The sequence below is a fragment of the Streptosporangium sp. NPDC087985 genome, assembly GCF_044741965.1.
In the GTDB taxonomy this organism is placed as follows: domain Bacteria; phylum Actinomycetota; class Actinomycetes; order Streptosporangiales; family Streptosporangiaceae; genus Streptosporangium.
The window spans coordinates 269,554-292,278 of sequence record NZ_JBIUTQ010000003.1; the positions used below are offsets into that span (position 1 = coordinate 269,554).

A 22,725-nucleotide genomic window follows, 5' to 3' on the forward strand; every position below is an offset into this window, starting at 1 on the left:
ATCTGCGGACGGCCTGCGGTGTGCGGCCGGGGTAGCCTCGGACGCGGATTTCACGAAACAGGCGAGCGGCAGAGGTTGTGCCACAGATGCTCCCGGCCGCGCCCTTCGAGACCAGCGCGGCCTTGCCACCGCGTTTCCACGGTGCGGGGGGACCGTCCGCGCGATGCTTGAGCGAGCGTTCCTCACGGAGCGCGCCGCCATCGGTCCATTCCCGTCCGGCGAACGGGGCCGCTATGGCGAAGTACAGCTCTCCCCACCTCCCCGGCAGACTCCTCCATCTGCCCCATCTCCTCATTCAGGACCAGGGGCGGAAGGGTGATGTTGTGGTTCCGCAGGTGGACGACTTCCTCTGATCGCAGGCCTGCGTAGTACATGAGCGCGAAGAACGCCACCGGGTATCCCAACCGAGCGTCTTTCGTGGTCTGGAGTTCAGTTCAGCGACGACCGCGTCGAGCTCCTGGCGGGTGTGGGCCAACAGATCGATGTTGGGAAGTACTGGCGCAGCAGGGCGTTGGTGGTCACCCCCGTGTCTGCGGGCAGGCGGCCCCGGTCAGGGCGGGTGCGCCTGGTACGGCGTGTGCCCGGTGCCAGAGTTCGAACTGCAGCAGGGCCCACAGGCGGTCGCTGTGGTCGGCGCCCTCGGCATGCCGCCGCAGTAGGTCCAGCACCGCGGCGCGGCGGAACAGCCCCTTGCTCCTGGCGGTCTCGTCGGTCAGGACGTCGTGGGACAGCTCGCGCAGCTCGCCCCGCAGCCACGCAGCGAGCGGCACACCGAAGCCCTGCTTCGGGCAGTTCAGCAACTCCTGGGGCAGCCAGGGCGCCATCGCCCGCTTGAGCAGCAGCTTGGTCCGGCGACCGCGGACGTTCATGGCGGCGGGCAGCCCAGCCGCCCATTCCAGCAGGTGGTGGTCGAGGAAGGGCGACCTGGCCTCAAGGGAGTTGGCCATCGTCGTGATGTCGACCTTGACCAGCAGATCACCGGGAAGATAGCTCATGGTGTCGACGTCGAGGACACGGCCGAGATCGGTCGCGGCCGACGACTCGCGGAAGAGCGTCTCAAGCAGGAGGAGGCTGTCCACGTCCGCCACCTGCTCGCGGAAGGCGTCCGTATAGATGGCCGCCTTCTGCTCCGGCTTGAAGCAGGACATGAGCGTGGCGTAGCGGCGGGAGGGCGGTTCCGCGACGAACCGCATCAGCCGCCCGACCCGCCGGGCGGGCGACTTGGAATGGCTCCGCTCAGTGATGAGGTTGCCGAAGCGGGCGGACGCCGTCGCAAGGGGACGGGGCAGAGCCGGGATCCGCCCGGCCTGGTTCATCAGGGCGTAGCGCTGGTAGCCGCCGAAGCACTCGTCGCCGCCGTCGCCAGTCAGCGCCACGGTGACGTGGCTGCGGCTGAGCTGCGCGACGTAGAAGCTGGGGATGGCGGAGGAGTCGGCGAATGGCTCGTCGAAGTGCCACGCGAGGCGCGGCAGGACATCGAGCAGGTCAGCCGACACGACGAGTTCGTGGTGGTCCGTGCCGTACTGCTCGGCGACCAGGCGTGCCTTGTGCCGCTCGTCGTAGCGGCGGTCTTCGAAGCCGATGCAGAACGTCTTCACCTTTTCGGGGCTCTGCATGGCCATCGCGGCCACCACGGCGGAGGAGTCGATCCCACCGGAGAGGAAGGCACCGATGGGGCGCTCGCTCACCATGCGGACCCGCGTCGCCTCCAGCAGCAGCTCCCGGAGCCGCTCCTCGGCCTCGCGCTCGTCGGTGAATCGCTGTTCGGCGCGGTCCAGCTTCCAGTACCGCCGAATGGTCGCTCTCCCGTGCTCCCAGATGAGAACGTGCGCCGGTGGGAGCTTCCGCACCCCTTCGTAGATGGACCAGGGTGCCGGCACGTACTGGTAGGTCAGGTAGTGATGGAGCGCGACGGGGTCGATCTCGCGGCGCATGCCGGGGTCTTGCGCGAGGGATTTCAGCTCGGATGCGAACCATATGGAGGAGTGGTCGGCTCGCCAGTAGAGGGGTTTCTTGCCGACCCGGTCGCGGGCCAGGATGAGCCTTTCCCGGGTGCGGTCCCAGATGGCGAAGGCGAACATGCCGCGGAGCCGGTCAAGCATGTCGATGCCGTGTTCCTCGTAAAGGTGGACGAGGGTTTCCGAGTCGCCTTCCCCGCGGAAGCGGTGGCCTTTGGCGGTAAGTTCGCGACGTAGTTCTGCGTAGTTGTAGATTTCACCGTTGAAGACAGCCGTGATGGCGCTGTCTTCGTTGTAGACGGGTTGGTCGCCGGTGGCGACGTCGATGATGGCCAGGCGTCGCATGCCAAGTGCGGCGTGGTCGTCGTCGTGATAGCCGACGCCGTCCGGGCCGCGGTGTGCGATGACGTCGCACATGCGGCGGACCAGGTTGGTGTCGGGGGCCAGCGTCGACGCCATTCCGGCTATCCCGCACATCGGTCCTCCAGTGGTCGGCGATACAGGTTGACGTTCCGCAGTCTCCCGGCAGGACGGCTACTTGGTGCTAAAGACCTCGGCGACGCTCGATAAATACCTCACGCAGCACCAGGTCTTCCTGCTGACTATCGGCGAGAAAAGCCAGACGCGCCACACTGACCACGTCACTGACTACTCCGGCTATATTACGGATCGCGATGTCCCGGGGCACGAATCTGCGAGTGGTGTGTCTCGGAGCCTGGCCGGGGCACTCGCCCATCGCGACCTCATGTGTCCTTTGCAGGAAAGGCCAAAGCCGGGATCAGGATAAAGAAGTGGCAAGAATTTTTTGTCGATCGAGAGTTTTGGCCAAGCCGGAACGCTCCTGTCGCCACACTTTCGGTTCACGTCCAGAGTGGGCTTCCCCTCATAGCGTGGAGACCGAACCGGAAAAGGTTTGGTCATGGGAGGCATCCAAAGACGTCGCTTTGATCCCGAGTTCCGGGCCGGAGCGGTGCGTATCGTCAAGGAGACCGGCAAGCCCGTCGCGCACATCGCGCGAGATCTTGGTATCAACGCGTACACGCTGCGCAACTGGGTGCAGATGGACCGGCACGCCGAAGAACAGAACGGCAGCCGCGGCAACGGAGGCGGGAAGCCGAAGGAGTCCGAGCAGGAGGAGCTGACACGGCTGCGGCACGAGAAGGCCGAGCTGAGCAGGCAGCACGCCAAGGAGAAGGCGGCCTGGGATAAGGACCGCGCCGAGTTGGAGGACAAGTGTGATGTCCTCAGGCGATCGGTGGTCTTGTGGGTTCGAAAGGCGATGGGGCGATGAGTGTGGCGGCCTTCATCAGCTCCCAGAAGACCGAGCACGGCATCAGCCACACCATCACCTGCCGGGCGTTGGGGGTGTCGCAGTCATGGTTTTACAAGTGGAAGAACCGTGCGCCGACGGTGCGGCAGCGGCGACGCGCCGACCTGGACGAGGCGATTGACAGACGCTTCGCCGCCTCTGGCGGCACCTACGGCAGCCCGAGGATCACCCAGGATCTGCGGGAAGAGGGCTGGAAGGTGTCGGAGAACACGGTGGCCAAACGCATGGCCGGTCTCGGCCGGGCCGGCCGCAAGCCCAAGAAACCGCGCTCGCTGACCCGCCAGGGCAAGCGGCCCGTCGCCCCGGACCTGGTCGGGCGCATGTTCACCGCGGTCGCCCCGGACGTGCTGTGGGTGGGCGACTGCGGTGACCAGCACGGATGAGGGGCCGCTCTATCTGGCCGCCGTCGAAGGTCTCTTCTCTCGGCGGCTGCTCGGGTTCGCCATGAGCGAGCACCACGACGCGGCCCTGACCGTCGCATCGTTGCAGATGGCGGTGGCCACTCGGGGCGGCGACGTGGGCGGGTGATCTTCCACTCCGACTGTGGCAGCGAGGGCGGATTCAACTGGTCGTCGCAACACCTCTATCGCAGGAGGATGTTGTGGCGCAGGGAAGGGCGCGTGCGGCGCTCCAGGCTGGTCGTCCTGGGGTGCTACGAGGGTTCCGGACAGACAGCCCATTTGGGTTGACGCCGGTTTCAATGAGCACTTTCGCCGCAGCCCCCGGTCACGTAGTACGCCAAGCTCCCGGTGTGGTCTCGGGCGTGCACGGTGATGGCGTGTACTCACCGTCCTCTATTGCGCAGCTGTATCGCGTCCAGAGCAACGTGATACCACTCCTCGACCCTGCTCGCGACCGCCGGCCAATTCAGGCTCGCCGCCGCCTGCATTCCACGCGCGCTCATTCGGTTGCGCTTCTCCTCGTCGTCGAGCACGGCACCGAGAACGGAGACCAGGTCGTCCAGCGAGCCGGACTCGAACGTGCAGTAGGCTTCGCTGTCCGGCACGGCCGGGTCGAGTGACGCCTCGGACGAGACGATCACAGGAGTACCGAGAGCCAGCGCCTCCAGGGCAGCGGTCGGTACTCCCTCACCTTTGCCGGGAAGGCGACGCGAAGCGAGAACGAAGACCTGCGCGCGCCGGAGGAGTCCGTAGACCTCATCTCGGGGTAGTTGGCCGACCAACTCGATCGCGCCGTCGGCTCCCGAGAGCCGAGACAGCCGACTTCTCTCCGGACCATCACCGGCTATGACCAGGCGGACCTCTGGTCTGGTGTGGCGGATAAGGCGTACCGCCTCGATCACGAGCTCATGGTTCTTTACCGGGTCCAGAGAACCGACACTGACGATGAGGCCCGGGTCACGCGCAGCCGCGGATCCGATATGGGACAGGCTCGCAAGATCAAGTCCGCTCGACGTGGTCAGGATCCGGTGTGGATCAGCACCCAACGCGACCAGGTCACGCATCGGCCGAGACCCGAGAGCGATGAACGCGTCAACCTTGCCCATCGCCCTCCGCGCTATCTGACGGTGGCGCCGCGCGAGGGCACCGTGCACGGTGAGCACCAATGGAATACCACGTCGCCGACAGACCGGTCCCAGGATGGCCGCCTCGACATGGTCTCCGTGAAGGTGTACGAGATCGGCTTGACCGGCATTCCTTAGTGTCTGCGCTACCTCTGCTGCGAACGCGAGGACGTCAGACCTCGCCGCAAGCGCCCGTGACAGCATGGTTGGCCGGATCGGCAGCACGGTCGCCCCCTCTGGCACGGTGTCCCCGCGCCGGAACGCAAGCGCCACTTCGTGACCGCGTTTCAGCTGTTCTCGGGTGAGGCAGTCAACATGTCGTTCCTTGCCGCCTTGCTCGGACAGCACCCGATAGCTCACACGCACTATCCTCATACGCAGAATACTCCAATCCGGTTACGCATAGGTGAGTAGTGCTGACCGGTCTGCTGATTATCGTTCAGAACGACGACGCGATAGCTCGTTTAATGTTCTGGACACTTCTCGCGTCAGAGTTATTCAACATCGGCAGCTTCTCGCACGTCGATCTCGAATTGCATAGCGAGCATGGGTCAAGCCGTCGGCTGGGAACTCGGCCGGGCGCGGCATGGTCCTGTCGCAGCACAGATACAGATAGGGCGTCGGCCCACCGCCCGGGCCCAATCGGTCAAGAACTCGGCCCCGTCATCGTCCGGCAGCACCTGCTGGACGATGACGGGGTCCGCCGCGGTGGGGTTGGCACCCCATAGCTCTTCGGAAACGATATATCCGATGTCCTGCTCAGGATTGGGAAGACCGAAGGAGCGGAAACCGCTTGAGTGAAGATGGTCGGTCTTTTTCTTCCGCGGCGTCGCGAGAACGGTTGATCCTCATCGCGGAAGGGCCCGCGAAGTCAGAGACAGGATGCTGGCGGAGGGCCTGACGAGCGCTGGTCTGACTCTGGTTGCCGTCAAAGAGCACGTCAACCCAGTAGTTGGCAGCTTTGTAAGTGTTGATTGGGAAGGTGTTCGTCGCGCTGTATTTGTACACGCCATTGCCTCCGGACGCGGCATCGGCAAGGGCGGTAAGCCGGCCACGCGTATATTGCGTGGTAAAGTATGGTCTTGTTAGCGAATAATACCCAGATGTCGTGTGATAAGAGGCTATGTAGGTAGTATTTGCACTGATCGCAACAGGTGTCGCAAAAATCGCCTGCTGCCATCCGGATGCGGTCTCGGCGGTGAAAGTCGCCTGCGCGAGTAGCTGGCCACTGCTGGTCCACAGGCTTCCGGTGTGGGTCCCGGTGTTCTGGGGGCCTTTGTAGAACCTGATTCCCCTGATGAAGCCCGGGACCGAGGCCTGGAATTTCACACCGAGAGCAACTGGCTGGGTGTCGGGTTGGGATGGGACATCCGGAACTGTTGTCTCATCCCACAGGGTGCTCAACTCTGAGAACACCACGTCGACCCAGGCGTTGGTGGCTCTGTAGGTATTGGTCGGGAAAGTACTCGCCGAACCGTAGCTATAAACGCCGTTACCGCCGTCTGTGCCATCCGCGAGCGCAGTGAGCAGGCCGTTCGAATATGCCTGGGTAAAGTAGTCTCTTGTTACCGAGTAGAACCCTGATGTCGTGAAGTAGGAAGCGACATAGGTGGTGTTGGCGTTCACCGTGACGGGTGTCGAAAAATTCACCTGCTGCCAACCGCTTGCTGTTTCGTTGGTAAATGTCGCGCTTGCCAAGAGCACTCCTGTAGAGCTCCAGAGGTTGCCGGTGTGCGTTCCCGTGTTAAGCGAACCCTTGTAGAATCTGATTCCTGAGACATAGCCCGGGCTCTTGGAGCGGAACTTGACTCCGACTTCAATTCGCTTGGGGTCGTTCTTCGAAGCCTCAGCAGGCACAGCGTCCGGTGGCCAAATGGTACAAGGGCATCCTGTGTTAACAGTAACGCTTCTGGAGGTCGGAGTTTTCTGGAGGTTGCCGATATCATCGACCGCTCGGGAGAGAATCGTCACCGGGCCAGTGGTGTTGGTCGCCCAATCAAACTTCCAATTTGTGCGACCTGTTGCCTGAGACCATGTGGTGCCACCGTCGACTGAGACCTCGACGCCGGCCACAACGCCGCCTCCGGTGTCAGCTGCCGTCCCTTCGATCGAGATGCTCGCTCCACCTTCCACTGACGCACCGCTCGATGGAGAGGTAATTGTCGAGGTTGGGGGAGTGGTGTCCGTTGACGCGGTTGCCGGAACCAAACCTGGTTGAAGGGTCGCCGGTTGGACCCGCATGTCAGCGAAGAGGTTGACCGTTGCCTGCTGCATCCGAATATCTGTGGGTGTGCCCGCTCCTCGATCATGATTGGCATCCAGACCCCACGACCATTGGATAGTTCCCGCGCCGAAGACAAGCGCACCGCTTGTGTGTTTGTAAAGCGTCAGGCGATGTGTGGCGATTCCGGCGCCATACGTACCGCCAAAGTCAAGCAGGATTTTGGAAGAATTAGCCAGTGTTGTTTCGGAAAGCCTCACCGGCCCTTGCGGGGTAAACACATCTTCTGGCGATTCATTCCACTCATACCCTAGTGTTCCCGCAGGAAATACAGCCGTCTGGCCGGGTTGAAGGCTTGCAACAGATGTGTTGCGCCAAAATCGCATGGAGCCGTATGCCGCAGGAACAGCAATCGAGTCGCTGACGTTGCCGTTGACCCTGAACAAGGTGCCGGTCACGGCATTCTCCGGCCTACCGCCGTCTGACGGTGGGGAGAAACGCGGATCTCGCCATGTTCCGGTCCACTGAGTATTCGGATCTATCTTGGCGTTGGCCAACGTCTCTTTGTAGCAGACGAGTGTCCGATGTGAAGTATTCGTCCCATCAATGCTATTTTCCCATCTCGTCTTCCAGAAAATATCGTTTCCACTGAAGAAAGCGATATTAACGCCGTTATTTCGAGCGTTCTCTACATTGTCCCGCATTTCTTTGGACCAGTACTCGGCGTGGCCGACAGTGAGGAACACCTTATGCTTGAGTAGTTCCGATCCTCGTATGACGGTGTCGACGCTGGAGGTATAGCTCACGTTGTAGCTGTTGGCCTCAAGCCATCTGACCATGGGATACTCGGAATCGTAGAAATAAGTTTCCGGCCATCCGGCGCGTGTGATGACCGGGCGGTTGTAGCTGACCTTGAAGGCGCGCCCCGCGGGACTGCCTACATACAAACTGTTTCCGCCATACGTGTTGTATGCCTGCCAGGTCGCATCAGAGGTTTGAAACAGGAGATCTGAATTTCCCGCGTCATCTCGGACAATGAATATAAGCTGACTGGCGCCGCTTACCCCGTCCTCCCGGATCATGTTCGCAATGTAGACTCCAGAGACGGCATCACTTGGCACGGCCCAGGAGGCGGATACGCTCCAGTTGCCACAGTCAACCAATCCGGTTGCCGCGTCACTCAAGCAAGCCGGTTGTATCTGGGGCAAAGACACAGAAGGCCTGATCGTTGTGATTTTTCGTGCCCCCATGCCGCCGTAATATCCAATGCGATAAATATCCATGCGATAAGCGGTCACGGAGGTGTTCACCTTGAATTGCACGACCTCCCCTTTGTTGACGCTTATCTGAGCCGCATACCCATTAATATGACTGCTACCGGCTCCAGGTATGTCCCATTCACTGGGGGGACTACCGGGGAGGCTGTTCTCCAGGCAGATTATAGAAGTCGGCGGACAATCGGCGCGGAGCGCTCGGGAGCGGGCGGCTGCGGCCCCGGCCTTCTTGCCGCCGACGCGTGCCGCCGAGCGGATCACGTGTCTCTCCTGACGCATTCCATTCGCGGCTAAACCGGTGAACCGGGACGGGTTCTGCATAACGTCCACCGATGGAGTCGGGTTGACTTCCGTGGGGTGGCTGTGCACCTTGCCCGAAGTCTCTTCCGGCGTAACCGGCGCAATCGGGGCAATCGGCTTAAGCGTGGCGTCCATCCGGTTCTCGCCGAGAGCGCTGACGACCTTCAGTTCGCCTTGACTGATATCCGAGACGGGGTTCTGCGCCCAGACGGCTTGGGGCAGGCTGATCACGGCCACGATGGAGACACCAAAGGCTCGCATGGCGATCGGGACCATCTGCCATCGCCTCCTTTTCCTGCTGCTCCTCTTCTCGTTGCCTGGCATGCGCAACCCCCGATCGCATTCCTATGGTGAATCTTCGTCAGCGAAGACCGATAAGCGAAAGATAGCGATGATCGCACCCTGGTCGGTATTACTCATAGAAGCGGCGATTTCCGCATCCAGCAGACACTGAAGCTGATTCTGCACAGGAGGGGTGATTCACGGCAAGGGTCGATTCGATCTACAAAATCGCGAAAAACGAAAATTCTTACCTTCGGGCTGAGTGAAGGATGGGCAAGAGATAATTGGAAGCCGACGTCCTCGCGCCCCTGAGGCTGGATCCACGCGCATCGTGAGGCGTTAAATCGGGTGAATTTGCCATGGCCTGACCGGATATGGCTGTCGACCGGGGTGATCCCGGTCCGGAGCGGCGACGGTGCGAGGACTACGTGGATCAGATTCTTGGCGACCTAGAAGAACTCGGATTTATCCTTGGCTTCGCCAATATAGTGCAAATTCGAACCTGCGGTCCCGGTAGGACGGCTCGGCATTCGTAAGACTGACGCTATGACCTGCGTATCCGTCGTGATCCCATGTTACCGATCAGTGCAGACACTTCCGACATTGGTGGATCGCCTCCTTGTCGTTCTGCCGACCGTCGCCTCCCTGTTTGAGGTCGTACTTGTCGTCGACGGTTCACCAGACAACACGTGGGAAGTCGCTCAAGAGCTTGCCGATCGGCATGAAACAGTCCGTGCGCTGCTGCTGGCCCGAAACTACGGACAGCACAACGCTCTTGTCGCCGGCATCCGCTGCGCTCGCTACGACATCGTGGTGACCATGGACGATGATCTCCAGCATCCACCAGAAGAGATTCCCAAACTCCTGGCAGGTCTCCGGCCTGAGCTCGACATCGTTTACGCAGTCCCACACACTGGGACACACGGATTTGTACGTGATCTAGCCTCGAAGTCGCTCAAAATTGGACTCTCTGGGCGGTTCGGCGGGGAAAACAGTCAAGATATTTGCGCGTTTCGTGCCTTCCGTAGTTTTCTGCGCGAATCATTGGACGGAGTCACAGGGCCGTACACCCAAATCGATATCGCATTTTCATGGGCGACCACGCGAGTCGGGACCGTCCGGGTGAATATGGAACACCGATCCGTTGGGAACTCCAATTACACTGTTCCGATGCTCGTTCGCCACGCGGTCGATGTACTGGTTGCATACAGCACTATCCCGCTTCGCTTGGTCACCTATTTCGGATTGTTGGCGGGCGCTCTCGGCACCATCCTTCTCGCGGTCTTTCTTTGGAAGTATTGGTGTGGAGATACCACGGTTAAAGGATTCACGTCGACGGCCTCCATGATTTCGCTCTTCGCCTCTGCCCAGATGGTTGCCCTTGGGGTCATCGGAGAATATCTCGGCAGGATTCATATGGAACGCATGGGGCGCCCAACGTACATCATTCGCAAACGGTCTGAAAGTCATGCTCCAAGCCTGTCAGTGACTCCTGATGTGAGCAGGGAAACTATCATCCATCCGGGAGCCGGCATTCACGAACGATAGTCCCCCAGGGGTTTCCCTGAGGGATTCATGCGAAGTTCGAACAAGTCGAAAGTGTGGGGCGCATGAAACGGGTTGCGATAGTTCAATCAAACTATATTCCATGGAAGGGATACTTTGACCTAATCGCCGGCGTTGACGAGTTCATCCTCCTCGACGAAGTGCAATACACTGACAGAGATTGGCGTAATCGTAACCGTATAAAGACGGCGACGGGTCTCAGGTGGCTCTCGATTCCGCTCAATCGCGGTCCTCGGAGTCAGTTGATCAACGAAGTGACCATCGCCGACCCGAACTGGAGCGTCGTGCACTGGCGAGTCCTCACGCAGGCCTACCGGAGGGCTCCCTATTTCGACGAGTTCGCATCGGCCCTGGAAAGACTTTACCGCGGATGTGGAAGTGACAGGCTGTCTGAAATAAACAAGCACTTCCTCGATGGGCTCTGTTTGATCCTTGGTATTAAGGCCAATCTGCGCTGGTCCACCGACTATGAAACGACAGGATCCAAGACAGAGCGCCTCGTCGATCTGTGCCAGAAGGCGGGCGCCTGCCAATATGTCACTGGTCCGGCTGCGCGGGCTTACCTCGATGAGGGCCTCTTCCGGAGAGCGGAAATCGAGGTTCGATGGTTCGACTACTCAGGCTACCCCGAATATCCACAGCTCCATCCGCCGTTCGACCACCGGGTGAGCATTCTTGATCTCATCTTCAACACGGGGCCGAACGCTGTCGAACACCTAAAGATCACTAATTTCGGGAGTGCATTACGATGAGTGCCGATTCGATCCTGAGCGAGGCGAATGTTGCTTCACCCGGAAGGCCGCGGCGTACTGCTGTCTCCGTGGTATGGAAGAGGCCGTGATAAAACTGGCGACCGAGATCGAGAAATCGGTCATTCATGTACTGCATTCGTAAGGTAAGCACTCCCTGGTTCCGGCCGTTGGATCTGACCCGAGGATGACGCTGACAGTGGGCTGCATCACGCGCGAGCCGTCTTCGGCTCCGGAACCTGATGAATGCTTACCGGATATCAGTGGAGTCAGCATCGGCTGACGCATCTCGACTCGTATTCTGTCACGTCGATATCACGTGATCGACTCCGAAAGAGGCTCGTGGACTCTCCTCTACGACGATGTTCTGCGGTTCGCGCCCGTCTAGCGACTGCCCGAACCGATCCGTCAGGCCGACCGCTTCTCACGTCGGCGCCGCTGGAACCGCTCTGCCACGAGGCTTGCGCAGGCCGTATGAAAGGAAGGTCATGAAGGTCAAACTGAGGCCGGTCCGAGAGGAAGATCTGGACGTCTTCGAGGCGGAACGGGCTACCCCGGAGCGCAGAGGCGAGCTCCAGTGGTACGGACACCGCTCTTCTCACGGGCTGCGCCAAGAGTTCGCCGAGAACGGATTCCTCGGTGCTGACTCCGGCCGACTCACCATCGACGTCGACGACGATGCAGCCGGATGGGTGGTGTGGTGGATGACCGCCTGGGGACCAGACTCTACGTGCTGGTGCTGGGCGATGGGCATCTGCGTCTTCTCCGGCTTCCGCCGCAAGGGAATCGGAACACTGGCTCAGCGCCAGCTTGTGGATTACTTGTTCGCCCACACGCGGGCCGAGCGCATCCAGTCCTTCACCGACATCGCCAACTACGGCGAGCAACGCGCTCTGGAGAAGATCGGGTTCGAACGCGAGGGGATCCTGCGCCGTGCCCAATGGCGGGATGGCGGCTGGCACGACCAGGTCCTCTATTCGGTGCTGCGCCCTTGACATCCTCCCCTCCCCGAAGGGAGGGGAGTCCCCACGGCCACCCATGAATGCTTGCCGATTTTCGTCCACGCCGGATGGCCAAGGAGGCAAACGTGGCTTGATGCGGCATCAGCAGGTTGAACAGGCGGTGCCGGCTCTGCTCCGCCCGGATTCAGGCGGGTGCGCATTCTCCAGACGATCGGGGGCGGTGTGCTCTCACGATGAGGGAGACTCCAGGGAGCGACTTGACCGGCAGGTATCTCTCAGCCACGATGATGGCGCTAAGGCCCATATTGACCAGATGTGGCGTCTCCGTGAGGTCGGACCCGGAGATGCGTCTCCTGCGCCAGGCGACGACCGGTCTCAGCAAGACGTTCCAGCTCCACATGCGGTCGATGATCAGGCCTTCCCCGGTCAGCAGGGAGTTCAAGCCATCCCGTGTGTACCGACGGACATGGCAGGATGCCACGTCGTGTGCTGACCACAGAGCCATGTCGCATGGGACCGTGATCAGCGCCGTTCCTCCAGGTTGGAGCACACGTACGAGCTCGCGGACGGCTTTGTGGTCCTCCTTGATGTGCTCCAGCACGTCGAATGCCAAGACGAGGTCGAATCGCATGTCGGGCAGAGGTAGATCCCGCGCGTCGGCATGGACTGCCTGCAGACCACGCTCGCGGGCAAGCCCTACCGCGGTTTCGGAGTAGTCCGCGGCCAACGCGTCCCACCCGTGCTCGACGAGCACGCGGGTATTGCCGCCCCCTGCCGCACCGATGTCGAGCGCTCTGCCGGGCGTACTGATTCGGCGGAGCTCACGCGCGAGGATGACACGTCGCTCGCGATACCACCAGTGCCGGTCTTCCACCTCGACCGTGCGACGAATCTGAGTGGCCTCCATGACATGCACCCTTCTAGGAGCTATACACGCGCGGAAAGTAGTTGCGATCTCATCATGTGTGCTTGCGAATCCAAGGCGCCCCAAAACCTGGGAGGCATGACCAACGCTCCCGAAACCGCTGTTGGAGCGTTCGGTGAACTGCGGTACTCCAGCGATCACCGATCGGTTTTCTTCAGCCGACGCCACCAGTCCTGGTGATCGCGGTACCACCGCACGACTTGGCCGAGTCCTTCATCGAAGTCAATGCGGGGTTTGTAGCCGATCGCCTCGATCTTGCTGCTGTCCAGGGAGTAGCGCTGATCGTGTCCGAGCCTGTCCGGCACCTGTGCGACCATCTCCCAGCTCATGCCGAAGGCTGCGAGCAGCCGTTCCGTGAGCTCCCGGTTGGTCAGTTCGACCCCGCCGCCGATGTTGTAGATCTCGCCGCCTGAGCCCTTGTCCAGTACGAGTTGAATGCCCCGGCAGTGATCATCGACGTGCAGCCATTCGCGGACATGCCGGCCATCGCCGTACAGGGGCACCTGATGTCCGTCGATCAAGTTGGTGATGAAGAGCGGGATGACCTTCTCCGGGTACTGATAATGGCCATAGTTGTTGGAACAGCGGGTCACCCGTACATCGAGCCCGTGGGTTCGGTGATAGGCGCGGCAGAGAAGATCGGCTCCCGCCTTCGCAGCCGAGTAGGGGGAGTTAGGCAGTAAGGGCTCCGACTCGGTCCAGGATCCTGCGGCGATGGATCCGTATACCTCGTCCGTGGAGACCTGAACGACCGTACGCACGCCGGTATCGAGCGCCGCCTGCAGGAGCAGCTGTGTACCGTGGACGTTGGTGACCACGAAATCCTCAGGGCCGCTTATCGATCGGTCGACATGTGTCTCGGCGGCGAAGTTCACGATCACGTCGTGGCCCGGCACCACATCGGCGAGTAGCTGGACATCGGTGATGTCCCCTCTGACGAATGTGAAGCGCGAATGCTCAGCGATCGGGCGCAGGTTCGCCAAGTTGCCCGCATACGTGAGCTTGTCCAGTACCGTCACATGGACATTCTCATAGCCGGGATATCTTCCGGACAGCAGCGATCGCACATAATGGGAGCCGATGAATCCAGCGCCACCTGGAACAAGGATTTTCATGCCCGCACCTGAATCTTGCTGTGGTCGCCGACCATGAGTTGATGCGTGTTGGGCACTCCTCTGGCCCGGCTGACCTCGACGTTTCGGCCGATCAGGGAGTACGTGAGCCCTGAGACGCCTCTGATGGTGGACTCTCCCAGAACTATGCTGTATTGCACGTCGGCGTCCTCCAGCACGCAGCCCTCGCCGATTGAGGTGTAGGGACCGATGTACGAACCGTTGATCTTGCTGTGGGCCCCGACAACCGCAGGCCCTCGGATCACCGAGTTCTCTACCACCGCCCCGGGCTCGATGACAACGCGTCCCGTTATCTCCGAGAACCCGTCAACGGTTCCCCGGATGTCTGGTTCGATTGCCTCCAAGACGATGCGATTGCACTCCAGCATGTCCTGCAGACGCCCGGTATCCCTCCAGTAGCCGCTGACGAAGTGCGAACGGACGCGACCACCGTTGTCAATGAGCCATTTGATCGCATCCGTGATCTCTAGCTCGCCGCGGGCGGAAGGCGTGATCGCCCGGACCGCCTCATGAATGGCCGGAGAGAACGTGTAGACCCCCACGATCGCGAGATCGCTACGCGGGTGCTCCGGCTTCTCTTCCAGCCCGATGATCTCGCCGTCCGGCCCGAGTTCGGCGACTCCGTAGAATTGTGGTTCGGCGACTTTGGTGAGCAGGATCTGGGCGTCATTGTCAGCTTCACGGAAGGCATCCACCAGGCCAGCGATGCCGTCCACCAGGAAGTTGTCACCCAGGTACATCACGAATGGCTCATCGCCGAGGAACTCTCGGGCGATCAGGACACAGTGCGCAAGCCCAAGAGGAGCGTCCTGGGGGATGTAGGTCACGTCGAGGCCGAACTTCGAACCGTCCCCGACCGCTTCCCGAACCTCGCGAGCCGTGTCGCCGACGATGATTCCGACGCTGCTGATGTCCGCGTCCCGTATCGCTTCGAGTCCGTAATAGAGCACCGGTTTGTTGGCGACGGGGACCAGTTGCTTCGCCGAGGTGTGGGTCAGCGGGCGCAGCCTCGTCCCCTTGCCGCCCGCTAGAACGAGTGCCTTCATGGTCCTTGAGTCCTTCCACGAAGAATGCTTGGCCGCAGCACGGTATGTCCGCTCAAATTTACGCGTAGCTCCAATTAGCGGCTCGTCGCCGTCCTTCGTTTTTGTCGAAGAGCGTGCGACATGTTGCCAAGACTAGACTTTTCCGCGATCAGGAAACGTCCATGTTCGGTGTATGGCATAGCCTAGCGGTGGACTCGCGATTATTATCAGACCTTGTGCTACCATAATCGGAATACCAGCGAATTCAACCAAAATCGGGACACCGATAACAGATGCCGCTAGGAAGCTCAATCCGACCACGTAGAACCGTAGATAACCCGCAATCCACGATTCCCTGGAAACGCGGAAGACCACCAGCCTGTACCAGGGATAGACGATGATAGAGGTGATCAAGTGGCTGACCACAAGTAGGGAAAGATAAGGAACATCATCTTTGGCGGCAAGCAATCCTAGGCCGAGGAGAACGTAATAGACTGCAGCCGTCATGGCGCCGGCCAGTAGATATGTGATGCGTTGTCCCCCAAGCACCGCGATCAGAGTTCGCCGCCAAAAATGTGAATTCCTGTCGCGGACGATTTGGTTTTCGACTTCAACCATATGGCAGTCACTCCGGACGGTGATCAGGTGGCGGGATCAAACGAATCGTGACCGACTACCGGAAACTAATCGGTTGTTAATGTCAGGGGCGATGGTCATTCCGTGTTACCGCCTGAACGGACTCTTTCGGTGCTGGTGACCCGGCTCATGTCGGTCGTCGCGACCGGACGTGTCCGCCCACCATGAGGGGATCCTCGTCGTCGGCGGAAGTTCGGACGATACCCAGAAGGCAGCCGCTGACCTGGAGCCGACGCCGGCGGTGATTTCTGGGTCTGTACGGCTCGCGCCTCGATCACGTCACACATCATCAACTCACCCTGTAGGTCTGGACGGCGTCGATCACGTGTGTCATGTCGGCCTCATCCAGGTCGGCGAACAGCGGCAGTCGTACGAGGCGATCTGCGATATCCTCCGTGACTGGGCATCCGCCCGAAGCCACCCGCCCATACCGCACGCCCGCGGGGGCGGTGTGCAACGGCTGGTAATGGAATGTCGCCTGCACACCTCTGCTCGAAAGATGGCTGATGAACGCCTGGCGGTTCTCCAGATCTGGGAGCAGTAGATAGTACAGATGTGCGGGATGCGCGCAGCCGTCCGGGATCATCGGCTGAGAGACCCCGTTCTTCGTCGCCCAGTCCGCCAGTTCCTTGTGATACCCGTGCCACGCGGTGTGACGCCGGAACTGAATCTTTTCGAAAGATTCCAGTTGGGAGGTCAGCTGTGCGGCGAGAACATCGGACGGCAGGTAGCTTGAGCCAATGTCGATCCACCGGTACTTGTCCACCTGACCCCGGAAGAACCGACTGCGGTCGGTGCCCTTCTCTCGGATGATTTCGGCCCGCGCAACGAGACCGGCATCGTTCAGGAGCAACGCGCCGCCCTCTCCGCACTGGACGTTCTTCGTTTCGTGGAAGCTCTGCGTGGACATGCATCCGAACGACCCCAGGGGCCGGCCCTGGTAGAACCCGCCCAGTCCGTGGGCGTTGTCCTCAACGAGAGCCAGGCCGTGCCGTTCCGTGAGTTCGCCGATGATCTCCATTGCGCAGCCGACACCCGCGTAGTGGACGACCACGATGGCCCGCGTGCGATCGGTGATCGCGGCCTCGATCAGGCGTTCATCCACGTTCAGGGTGTCGGGCCTGCAGTCGACGAATACGGGCACAGCCCCGCGTAGGGCGTAGGCGTTGGCCGTCGACATGAAAGTGAACGACGGCATGATCACCTCGTCGCCGGGCCTCAGATCCAGCAGGATCGCCGACATCTCCAGGGCATGCGTGCAAGAGGTAGTCAGCAGCGCATGTTTTGACCCGGTCATCTCCCTGAGAAGTCTGGCGGCCCGGTGGGTGAACGGCCCATCTCCGGAGGTGGATCCTTGGCGTACGGCCTCCGTGAGGTAATTGAGCTCATTTTCCGAGATATGTGTTCGATTGAAGGGAACCGTCTTCAGTTCGGTTGGACTCACCGCCGCAGTGAACAACGAACCGACCTGTCGCCACACATTGCGCCCTCATTCCATTGGGAAACCATTGAGCAAGTTTTGCCCTTATGTGCTCAGGCCGGTTTCGGACTTTTAGCCCTTTTATTCTTTGCGGTGGTGTGGCTGGTTCTCCCGAGGTCGCTCCGGATGTCAGCTTCCACGGCCCGGGGGAGGTTCGAGGGGGACCCCCCTCGCGAGGGCTGTCCTCCGTCCTTCGGCGGACTTCCCTCGCCGGTCATGCCGCTGGCGACGCCATCAAGCCGGAGCCCAGCGCCCAGCGTCCATGCCGGACGCTGGGCGCCGGAAAGCACTCCCCGATGCAGTACCAGCCGCCGTAGGTGTGTGGTCGTGGTCAGCGGCCGAAATGGTCTCAGTCGTCGGATCGGCCCGTTCGGGCCGATCCACGAGAAACTACGGTCGGCGCCACGGGCAATCCCACGAATGATTGAATAAGCCCTCAGAACGATAGGGCGCGGATCCTTCTTTTAGTAACGCGTCAGCATGTTAATGATCTACAATTTTAATATTAGTTGCTTTCGAACACCGCATCGACCCAGTAGTTAGTGGATTGGTAGGTGATCGTCGGGAAAGTGTTCGCTGTGCTGTAGCTGTATACGCCGTTGCCGCCTTCTTCGCCGTCTGCGAGTGCGGTGAGCGGGCCGTTCGTGTACTGCGAAGTGAAGTATGGTCTTGTCACTGAATAATACCCGGACGTGCGGTAGGAGGCGACATAGGTGGTGTTGGCGGTGATCGGAATCGGTGTTGCGAAGTTCACTTTCTGCCAGCCGGACGCGGTCTCATTGGTGAAGGTCGCGGACGTGAGCAGAGCGCCGTTGCTGGTCCAGAGGCTTCCGATGTGGGTCCCGATGTTCTGGGGGTTCTTGTAGAATCGAATACCGGTGATGACTCCATCCACAGCGGATCTGAATTTCACGCCGACCACGACGTTCTGGGAGTCGGGTTGAGATTGGACCGCCGGGGTAGCCGTGCTATCCCACAGACTGGTTGACGGCTTGAACACCACATCGACCCAGTAATTAGCGGATTGGTGGGTGCTTGTCGGGAAAGCGTTCGCTGTGCTGTAGCTGTATACGCCGTTGCCGTCTTCTTCGCCGTCTGCGAGTGCGGTGAGCGGGCCGTTCGTGTACTGCGAAGTGAAGTATGGTCTTGTCACTGAATAATACCCGGACGTGCGGTAGGAGGCGACATAGGTGGTGTTGGCGGTGATCGGAATCGGTGTTGCGAAGTTCACTTTCTGCCAGCCGGACGCGGTCTCATTGGTGAAGGTCGCGGACGCGAGCAGAGCGCCGTTGCTGGTCCAGAGGCTTCCGATGTGGGTCCCGATGTTCTGGGGGCCTTTGTAGAATCGAATGCCCGTGATGATTCCATCCACAGCGGATCTGAATTTCACGCCGACCACGACGTTCTGGGAGTCGGGTTGAGATTGGACCGCCGGGGTAGCCGTGTTATCCCACAGACTTTCTGACACAGACTGGGTCAGTTTGGGTGATGTGCTCGGGGCGAAGTGGATCAAGTTCTCATGATCGAAGGTGTCCCCGCCCAGGTAGACGGCGGTGATCTGGTGATCTCCTGGGGATAGGTTTGAGGTCGTGAACGTGGCGGGGCCCAGGCTGCTGTGGTTACTCGAGCCGATGATGGTCGAGCCGTCCTTGAAGACCACTTCACCGGCGGGAATGACCGGGCCGGTGTTCGCCTTCACCGTGGCGATGAAGGTGATCGGTTCCCCCACCCCGGCGGGGTTGGGTGATGAGGTCAGGGTCGTGGTGGTCGGCGGGTCGTTTGGCACGGTGATGCGGGTGGCCGGCACGCTGGCGGTGCCCTGGGTGCTGACCGTGCCGTTGAGGGCGAAGACACGGCCGAAGACGGCCGCGCCGGTGCTTACCGTGACCGAGTTCTGCGCCAGGACGTTTCCCCGGAAGGTGCAGTACGTGCCCAGGGTCGCGTTACCGCTGACCTGCCAGAAGAGGTTGTTCGCCTGCGCGCCCCGAAGGAGGGCGATGTTGCTGACGTTCGCCGTGGTCAGGGTGGACGCCTGGAAGATGAAGACGGCGTCCGGGTCGCCCTGGGCGTCGAGGGTGAGTGTGCCGCTTATCGAGAAGCTCCCGTTGGAGGAGTTGTAGACGCCCGGGGTCATGGTCGTGCCGCCGAGCTGCGGGGGCACGGTGGCGTCGGGCGTCCGCCCGGCGACGTCGTTGTAGGCGGCGACCAGATCGGCCTTGGCCTGCGCCGCGGTGGCGTCGGCCGCGTGTACGGTTCCCGACACGGTGCCGGGGGGGAAACCGACCACCGACGAGCCCGGGCTCACCCCGAGGTCTCCGGTGATTGAGGTGAGGTTCGTGTTGACGACGGCGGTCCCGGCCAGAGTGCCGAAGGGCGCGGCACTGCCGATGCTCACGGGCTGCGCCGCTTCCGCACTGCCTGGCGTTCCGGCGACCACGCCCATCACAAGGACAGCGGTGAGAGACGCTCTCAGCCAGGAACGAATGAAATTTCGTGGAAGAACTTGAGAGTAACCGGCGTTGATCGTAGGCGCGGTAGTTTTCCGTGCGGGTTCCGCACGGCGGGTAACCGTTTTTTCTGGATCCGTCAGAAGCTGTTGGGCAGTCGTTTCGTGCTTCAGTTCTTCCGACGCAACCGTATCGGCTGTTTGATCAAGCGCATCGCGATAGGGATTGGACATGCGACACAACTCCTCGCTGACTTTGTGCTGTGCCAGGCGTTTGGTCTGGCCCGTAGTCTGGAACTCGTTATGTTAACCTTTCGACATTCGCCTTGATTCTGCCTGGTTTGTCGCATTTATCGCGCAAGGCGTCGAAAGGTAGGTGGCGAGAAATATCGCCTGAATGTTGTCGTACTGATGGAAGATGCCATGTCATACGCTGACGACTGTGCCTCGGAGGGGACGCACGCGGGTCTCTGGGGGATCAGAAAAGACGCCTTTTAATACGTTATTAGAATAAAATTTACTTGTGCGCACTCCTGGATGCTCCCTGCTTTATAGTGTGAAAATTGTTTCTGTTCTCTACAGGTGATCATTCCTTTGGGTGGGTAGCAGGTTCGAAATCCGTTCGCGTCCATTAGGTGTGGCCTAGGTGTCAACGATATGGACACATAACGGCATATATTCGTATTTCGATTAGTTTGTAACGTCTGGATGATGCGGCCACGTTATCGGCAGTCGTCTCAGCGCACTCGCCGACATCGCGCCAAACTCGATCAGGAGACGACACGCCCAGGTCGCAGCCGAATCGATGTTGTGAGAACTCCGGGCTCCTACAGTCGGGGTCATATCTCATCTCGAAGTGACGGGGGTCCTGACATGGGAGAGAAGCTGGTCGTTGTCGGCCAGGGTTACGTCGGCCTGCCTCTGGCGATGCGCGCGGTCGGCGCGGGGTTCGACGTGGTGGGGATCGATCTGGACGAGTGGCGGGTCAAGCGGCTCAACGCCGCCGAGTCCTATGTCGAGGACGTCGGCGACGACCTGCTGGCCGCCGCCCATCGTTCCGGCCGTTACCTGGCCAGCGCCGACTACGCCGACGCGGAGGCGTTCGACGTCTGCGTGATAACGGTGCCGACGCCTCTGCGCGAAGGTGTTCCCGATCTCCGCCACATCGGCTCGGCCGGCCGGTCCCTCGCCCCGCTGGTACGGCGAGGCGCGACGGTGATCCTGGAGTCCACCACGTATCCCGGAACCACCGAGGAGTATCTCCGGCCCCTGCTGGAGGAGGGTTCGGGGCTGCAGTCGCCCGAGGACTTCTTCCTGGGCTACAGCCCGGAACGGATCGACCCGGGCAATTCCCGGTGGCGTCTGGAGAACACGCCGAAGATCGTCTCCGGGATCGACGAGACATCCCTGAAGAGGATCCGGACGTTCTACGGGCGGATCGTGCAGGAGGTCGTCCCGGTCTCCTCGCTGCAGGTGGCCGAGCTGTGCAAGCTTCTGGAGAACACCTTCAGGCATGTCAACATCGCCTTGGTGAACGAGCTGTCGATCTTCGCGCAGCAGCTGGGGATCGACGTCTGGGAGGCGATCGACGCCGCCTCCACCAAACCGTTCGGCTACATGCGCTTCACCCCCGGCCCGGGCGTCGGCGGTCACTGCCTGCCGATCGACCCGTCCTACCTGTCATGGAAGGTCAAGCGCAGCCTGGGGCACAACTTCCGCTTCGTGGAGCTGGCCAACGACATCAACGACCACATGCCGGACCACGTGGTGCACCGATTGCTCCTCGGACTGAACCGGCAACGCAAGGCGGTCAGAGGCAGCCGGGTGCTCCTGATGGGGCTCGCCTACAAGAAGAACGCCGGAGACTGCCGGGAGTCGCCCGCGATCGAGGTGGCCAGGGCACTGTGGAAGCTGGGCGCGGACGTGCGGGCCGCCGACCCTCACGTGGACGGCTTCCCGCTGCCCTCGGGGATCGGGATCGTCGAGCCGACCAGCCGGGAGCTGGCCCGGGCGGACGCGGTCGTGATCCTCACCGACCACGACTGCTTCGACTACGAGTTGGTCGAGCGGGTGAGCACCTTCGTCTTCGACACGCGTAACCGCTGCCGGGGTCCCAACGTCGAGCGTCTCTGAACCGGCCCGGCCACCGGTCACAGGTGCGACGGTTCCACCGCGGCGGGCTACGACCTCATGACGCGGGCGATCAGCTCTTCGACCTGGGTGTTGAGCTTGGCGCCGCGCGGCCAGCCCGCGTAGTGGGTGAGGAAGATGACGGTCTCGCGGAGCTCATCCGGGGTGAGCTCCCCGGTACGCAGCGCCGCGTCGAGCTGGACATCGATCACGTCGTCCATGCCCTGCCCGACGAGGAGGCCGAGCAGGAGCAGCCGCCGGTCTCGCATGCTCAGCCCGTCCCTGGACCACACCTCGGCGAACAGGTGCTCGACGGTCATGCCGAAGAAGTCGCCGGGACCCTCACCGGCCTGGTCCCAGCCGTGGACCCGCTTCATGATCTCCAATCCGCGGGCCAGGCGGTCAGAGGTGCTGTCGTTCGCGTGATCGCTCATGTGCACTCCGAGTCCGTCAGCCAGCCGGTCCAGGGCGAGTACGGCGAGAGGCGGCTCGGCCTCCCACCCTTGACCGGCTCCCCTGACGGGGAAAGGCCTTCTCGCCAAGAGTCCTGACATGTACCAATATGTCGCGCGAGAGGCCGCCGGATGTTACAGGTTCCGCCGTCTTCCGCAGCATGATCATTTCAGGTCCGCCGCCGGTGCGCCCGTCCGGCTCACCCCGATGAAACCGATCCCCACCCCATGCCCCCTCACCGATTCGGCGATCATCTGCTCGAATTTCGCAGAGAGAGGGAACCGCGACGACCCTGATGCGGCTCTCTCCCGGAACGTATCACCCCTCTTC

At 61.2% G+C, this 22,725-nt stretch carries 17 protein-coding genes and 1 pseudogene; 7 read left to right on the forward strand and 11 right to left on the reverse strand.

Annotation, left to right across the window (positions count from 1 at the left end; genetic code table 11):
• Positions 1-394: 394 nt before the first annotated feature.
• Positions 395-516: pseudogene (locus tag ACIN94_RS10100) on the reverse strand (IS30 family transposase); the annotation flags it as partial.
• Between the two features lie 2 nt (positions 517-518).
• Positions 519-2,435 (reverse strand): asparagine synthase (glutamine-hydrolyzing), encoded by a 1,917-nt coding sequence (gene asnB, locus ACIN94_RS10105; RefSeq protein WP_400702410.1) that lies wholly within the window; start codon positions 2,433-2,435, stop codon positions 519-521.
• Positions 2,436-2,877: 442 nt separating this feature from the next.
• Here asnB and ACIN94_RS10110 point away from each other — a divergent pair, with 442 nt between their 5' ends.
• Genes ACIN94_RS10110 through ACIN94_RS10120 form a run of 3 tightly spaced genes read left to right on the forward strand, consistent with a single transcriptional unit; the run spans position 2,878 to position 3,816 of the window.
• Entirely contained in the window at positions 2,878-3,249 is a 372-nt protein-coding gene (locus ACIN94_RS10110) for a transposase (RefSeq protein ID WP_400702412.1), read from the forward strand.
• Positions 3,246-3,671: an IS3 family transposase gene (locus ACIN94_RS10115; RefSeq protein ID WP_400702415.1), complete on the forward strand. Its 426-nt coding sequence runs from the start codon at positions 3,246-3,248 to the stop codon at positions 3,669-3,671. The genes ACIN94_RS10110 and ACIN94_RS10115 overlap by 4 nt, the downstream gene beginning before the upstream one ends.
• On the forward strand, positions 3,655-3,816 hold the full coding sequence (locus ACIN94_RS10120) for a hypothetical protein (RefSeq protein ID WP_400702418.1): 162 nt from the start codon (positions 3,655-3,657) through the stop codon (positions 3,814-3,816). The genes ACIN94_RS10115 and ACIN94_RS10120 overlap by 17 nt, the downstream gene beginning before the upstream one ends.
• 256 nt (positions 3,817-4,072) lie before the next feature.
• Here ACIN94_RS10120 and ACIN94_RS10125 read toward each other — a convergent pair whose 3' ends face one another.
• Together ACIN94_RS10125 and ACIN94_RS10130 are read right to left on the reverse strand one after the other, a co-directional pair.
• On the reverse strand, positions 4,073-5,173 hold the full coding sequence (locus tag ACIN94_RS10125) for a glycosyltransferase family 4 protein (RefSeq protein ID WP_400702421.1): 1,101 nt from the start codon (positions 5,171-5,173) through the stop codon (positions 4,073-4,075).
• A gap of 399 nt (positions 5,174-5,572) precedes the next feature.
• Positions 5,573-8,884 carry a DUF4082 domain-containing protein gene (locus ACIN94_RS10130; protein ID WP_400702424.1) on the reverse strand — a complete coding sequence of 1,104 codons (3,312 nt, stop codon included), beginning with the start codon at positions 8,882-8,884 and terminating at the stop codon, positions 5,573-5,575.
• A gap of 552 nt (positions 8,885-9,436) precedes the next feature.
• Between ACIN94_RS10130 and ACIN94_RS10135 the strand changes: the two genes are divergently transcribed.
• From ACIN94_RS10135 to ACIN94_RS10145, 3 genes are all read left to right on the forward strand, one after another.
• Positions 9,437-10,438: a glycosyltransferase family 2 protein gene (locus ACIN94_RS10135; RefSeq protein ID WP_400702427.1), complete on the forward strand. Its 1,002-nt coding sequence runs from the start codon at positions 9,437-9,439 to the stop codon at positions 10,436-10,438.
• 62 nt (positions 10,439-10,500) lie between these two features.
• Complete coding sequence (locus ACIN94_RS10140; protein WP_400702430.1) at positions 10,501-11,208, forward strand: WbqC family protein; 708 nt, start codon at positions 10,501-10,503, stop codon at positions 11,206-11,208.
• A gap of 485 nt (positions 11,209-11,693) precedes the next feature.
• The gene (locus ACIN94_RS10145; RefSeq protein ID WP_400702433.1) at positions 11,694-12,200 is read left to right on the forward strand and encodes a GNAT family N-acetyltransferase; all 507 of its coding nucleotides are present in this window, start codon (positions 11,694-11,696) and stop codon (positions 12,198-12,200) included.
• Between the two features lie 151 nt (positions 12,201-12,351).
• Here the strand turns inward: ACIN94_RS10145 and ACIN94_RS10150 are convergent, their stop codons facing one another.
• The 6 genes from ACIN94_RS10150 to ACIN94_RS10175 form a co-directional block, all read right to left on the reverse strand.
• On the reverse strand, positions 12,352-13,074 hold the full coding sequence (locus ACIN94_RS10150; protein WP_400702436.1) for a class I SAM-dependent methyltransferase: 723 nt from the start codon (positions 13,072-13,074) through the stop codon (positions 12,352-12,354).
• 155 nt (positions 13,075-13,229) lie between these two features.
• Positions 13,230-14,207: a dTDP-glucose 4,6-dehydratase gene (gene rfbB, locus ACIN94_RS10155; protein WP_400702439.1), complete on the reverse strand. Its 978-nt coding sequence runs from the start codon at positions 14,205-14,207 to the stop codon at positions 13,230-13,232.
• A complete protein-coding gene (locus ACIN94_RS10160) occupies positions 14,204-15,271 on the reverse strand; it encodes a glucose-1-phosphate thymidylyltransferase (protein WP_400702442.1) in 1,068 nt (355 codons plus the stop codon). Before ACIN94_RS10160 ends, rfbB begins: the two co-directional genes overlap by 4 nt.
• A gap of 132 nt (positions 15,272-15,403) precedes the next feature.
• Positions 15,404-15,868: a GtrA family protein gene (locus tag ACIN94_RS10165; protein WP_400702445.1), complete on the reverse strand. Its 465-nt coding sequence runs from the start codon at positions 15,866-15,868 to the stop codon at positions 15,404-15,406.
• 307 nt (positions 15,869-16,175) lie between these two features.
• Positions 16,176-17,330: a dTDP-4-amino-4,6-dideoxygalactose transaminase gene (gene rffA / locus ACIN94_RS10170; RefSeq protein WP_400702448.1), complete on the reverse strand. Its 1,155-nt coding sequence runs from the start codon at positions 17,328-17,330 to the stop codon at positions 16,176-16,178.
• A gap of 541 nt (positions 17,331-17,871) precedes the next feature.
• The gene (locus ACIN94_RS10175; protein ID WP_400702451.1) at positions 17,872-20,046 is read right to left on the reverse strand and encodes a DUF4082 domain-containing protein; all 2,175 of its coding nucleotides are present in this window, start codon (positions 20,044-20,046) and stop codon (positions 17,872-17,874) included.
• 639 nt (positions 20,047-20,685) lie between these two features.
• Here ACIN94_RS10175 and ACIN94_RS10180 point away from each other — a divergent pair.
• Entirely contained in the window at positions 20,686-21,945 is a 1,260-nt protein-coding gene (locus ACIN94_RS10180; protein WP_400702454.1) for a nucleotide sugar dehydrogenase, read from the forward strand.
• 47 nt (positions 21,946-21,992) lie between these two features.
• Here ACIN94_RS10180 and ACIN94_RS10185 read toward each other — a convergent pair whose 3' ends face one another.
• Complete coding sequence (locus ACIN94_RS10185) at positions 21,993-22,376, reverse strand: carboxymuconolactone decarboxylase family protein (RefSeq protein ID WP_400702457.1); 384 nt, start codon at positions 22,374-22,376, stop codon at positions 21,993-21,995.
• Positions 22,377-22,725: the final 349 nt, after the last annotated feature.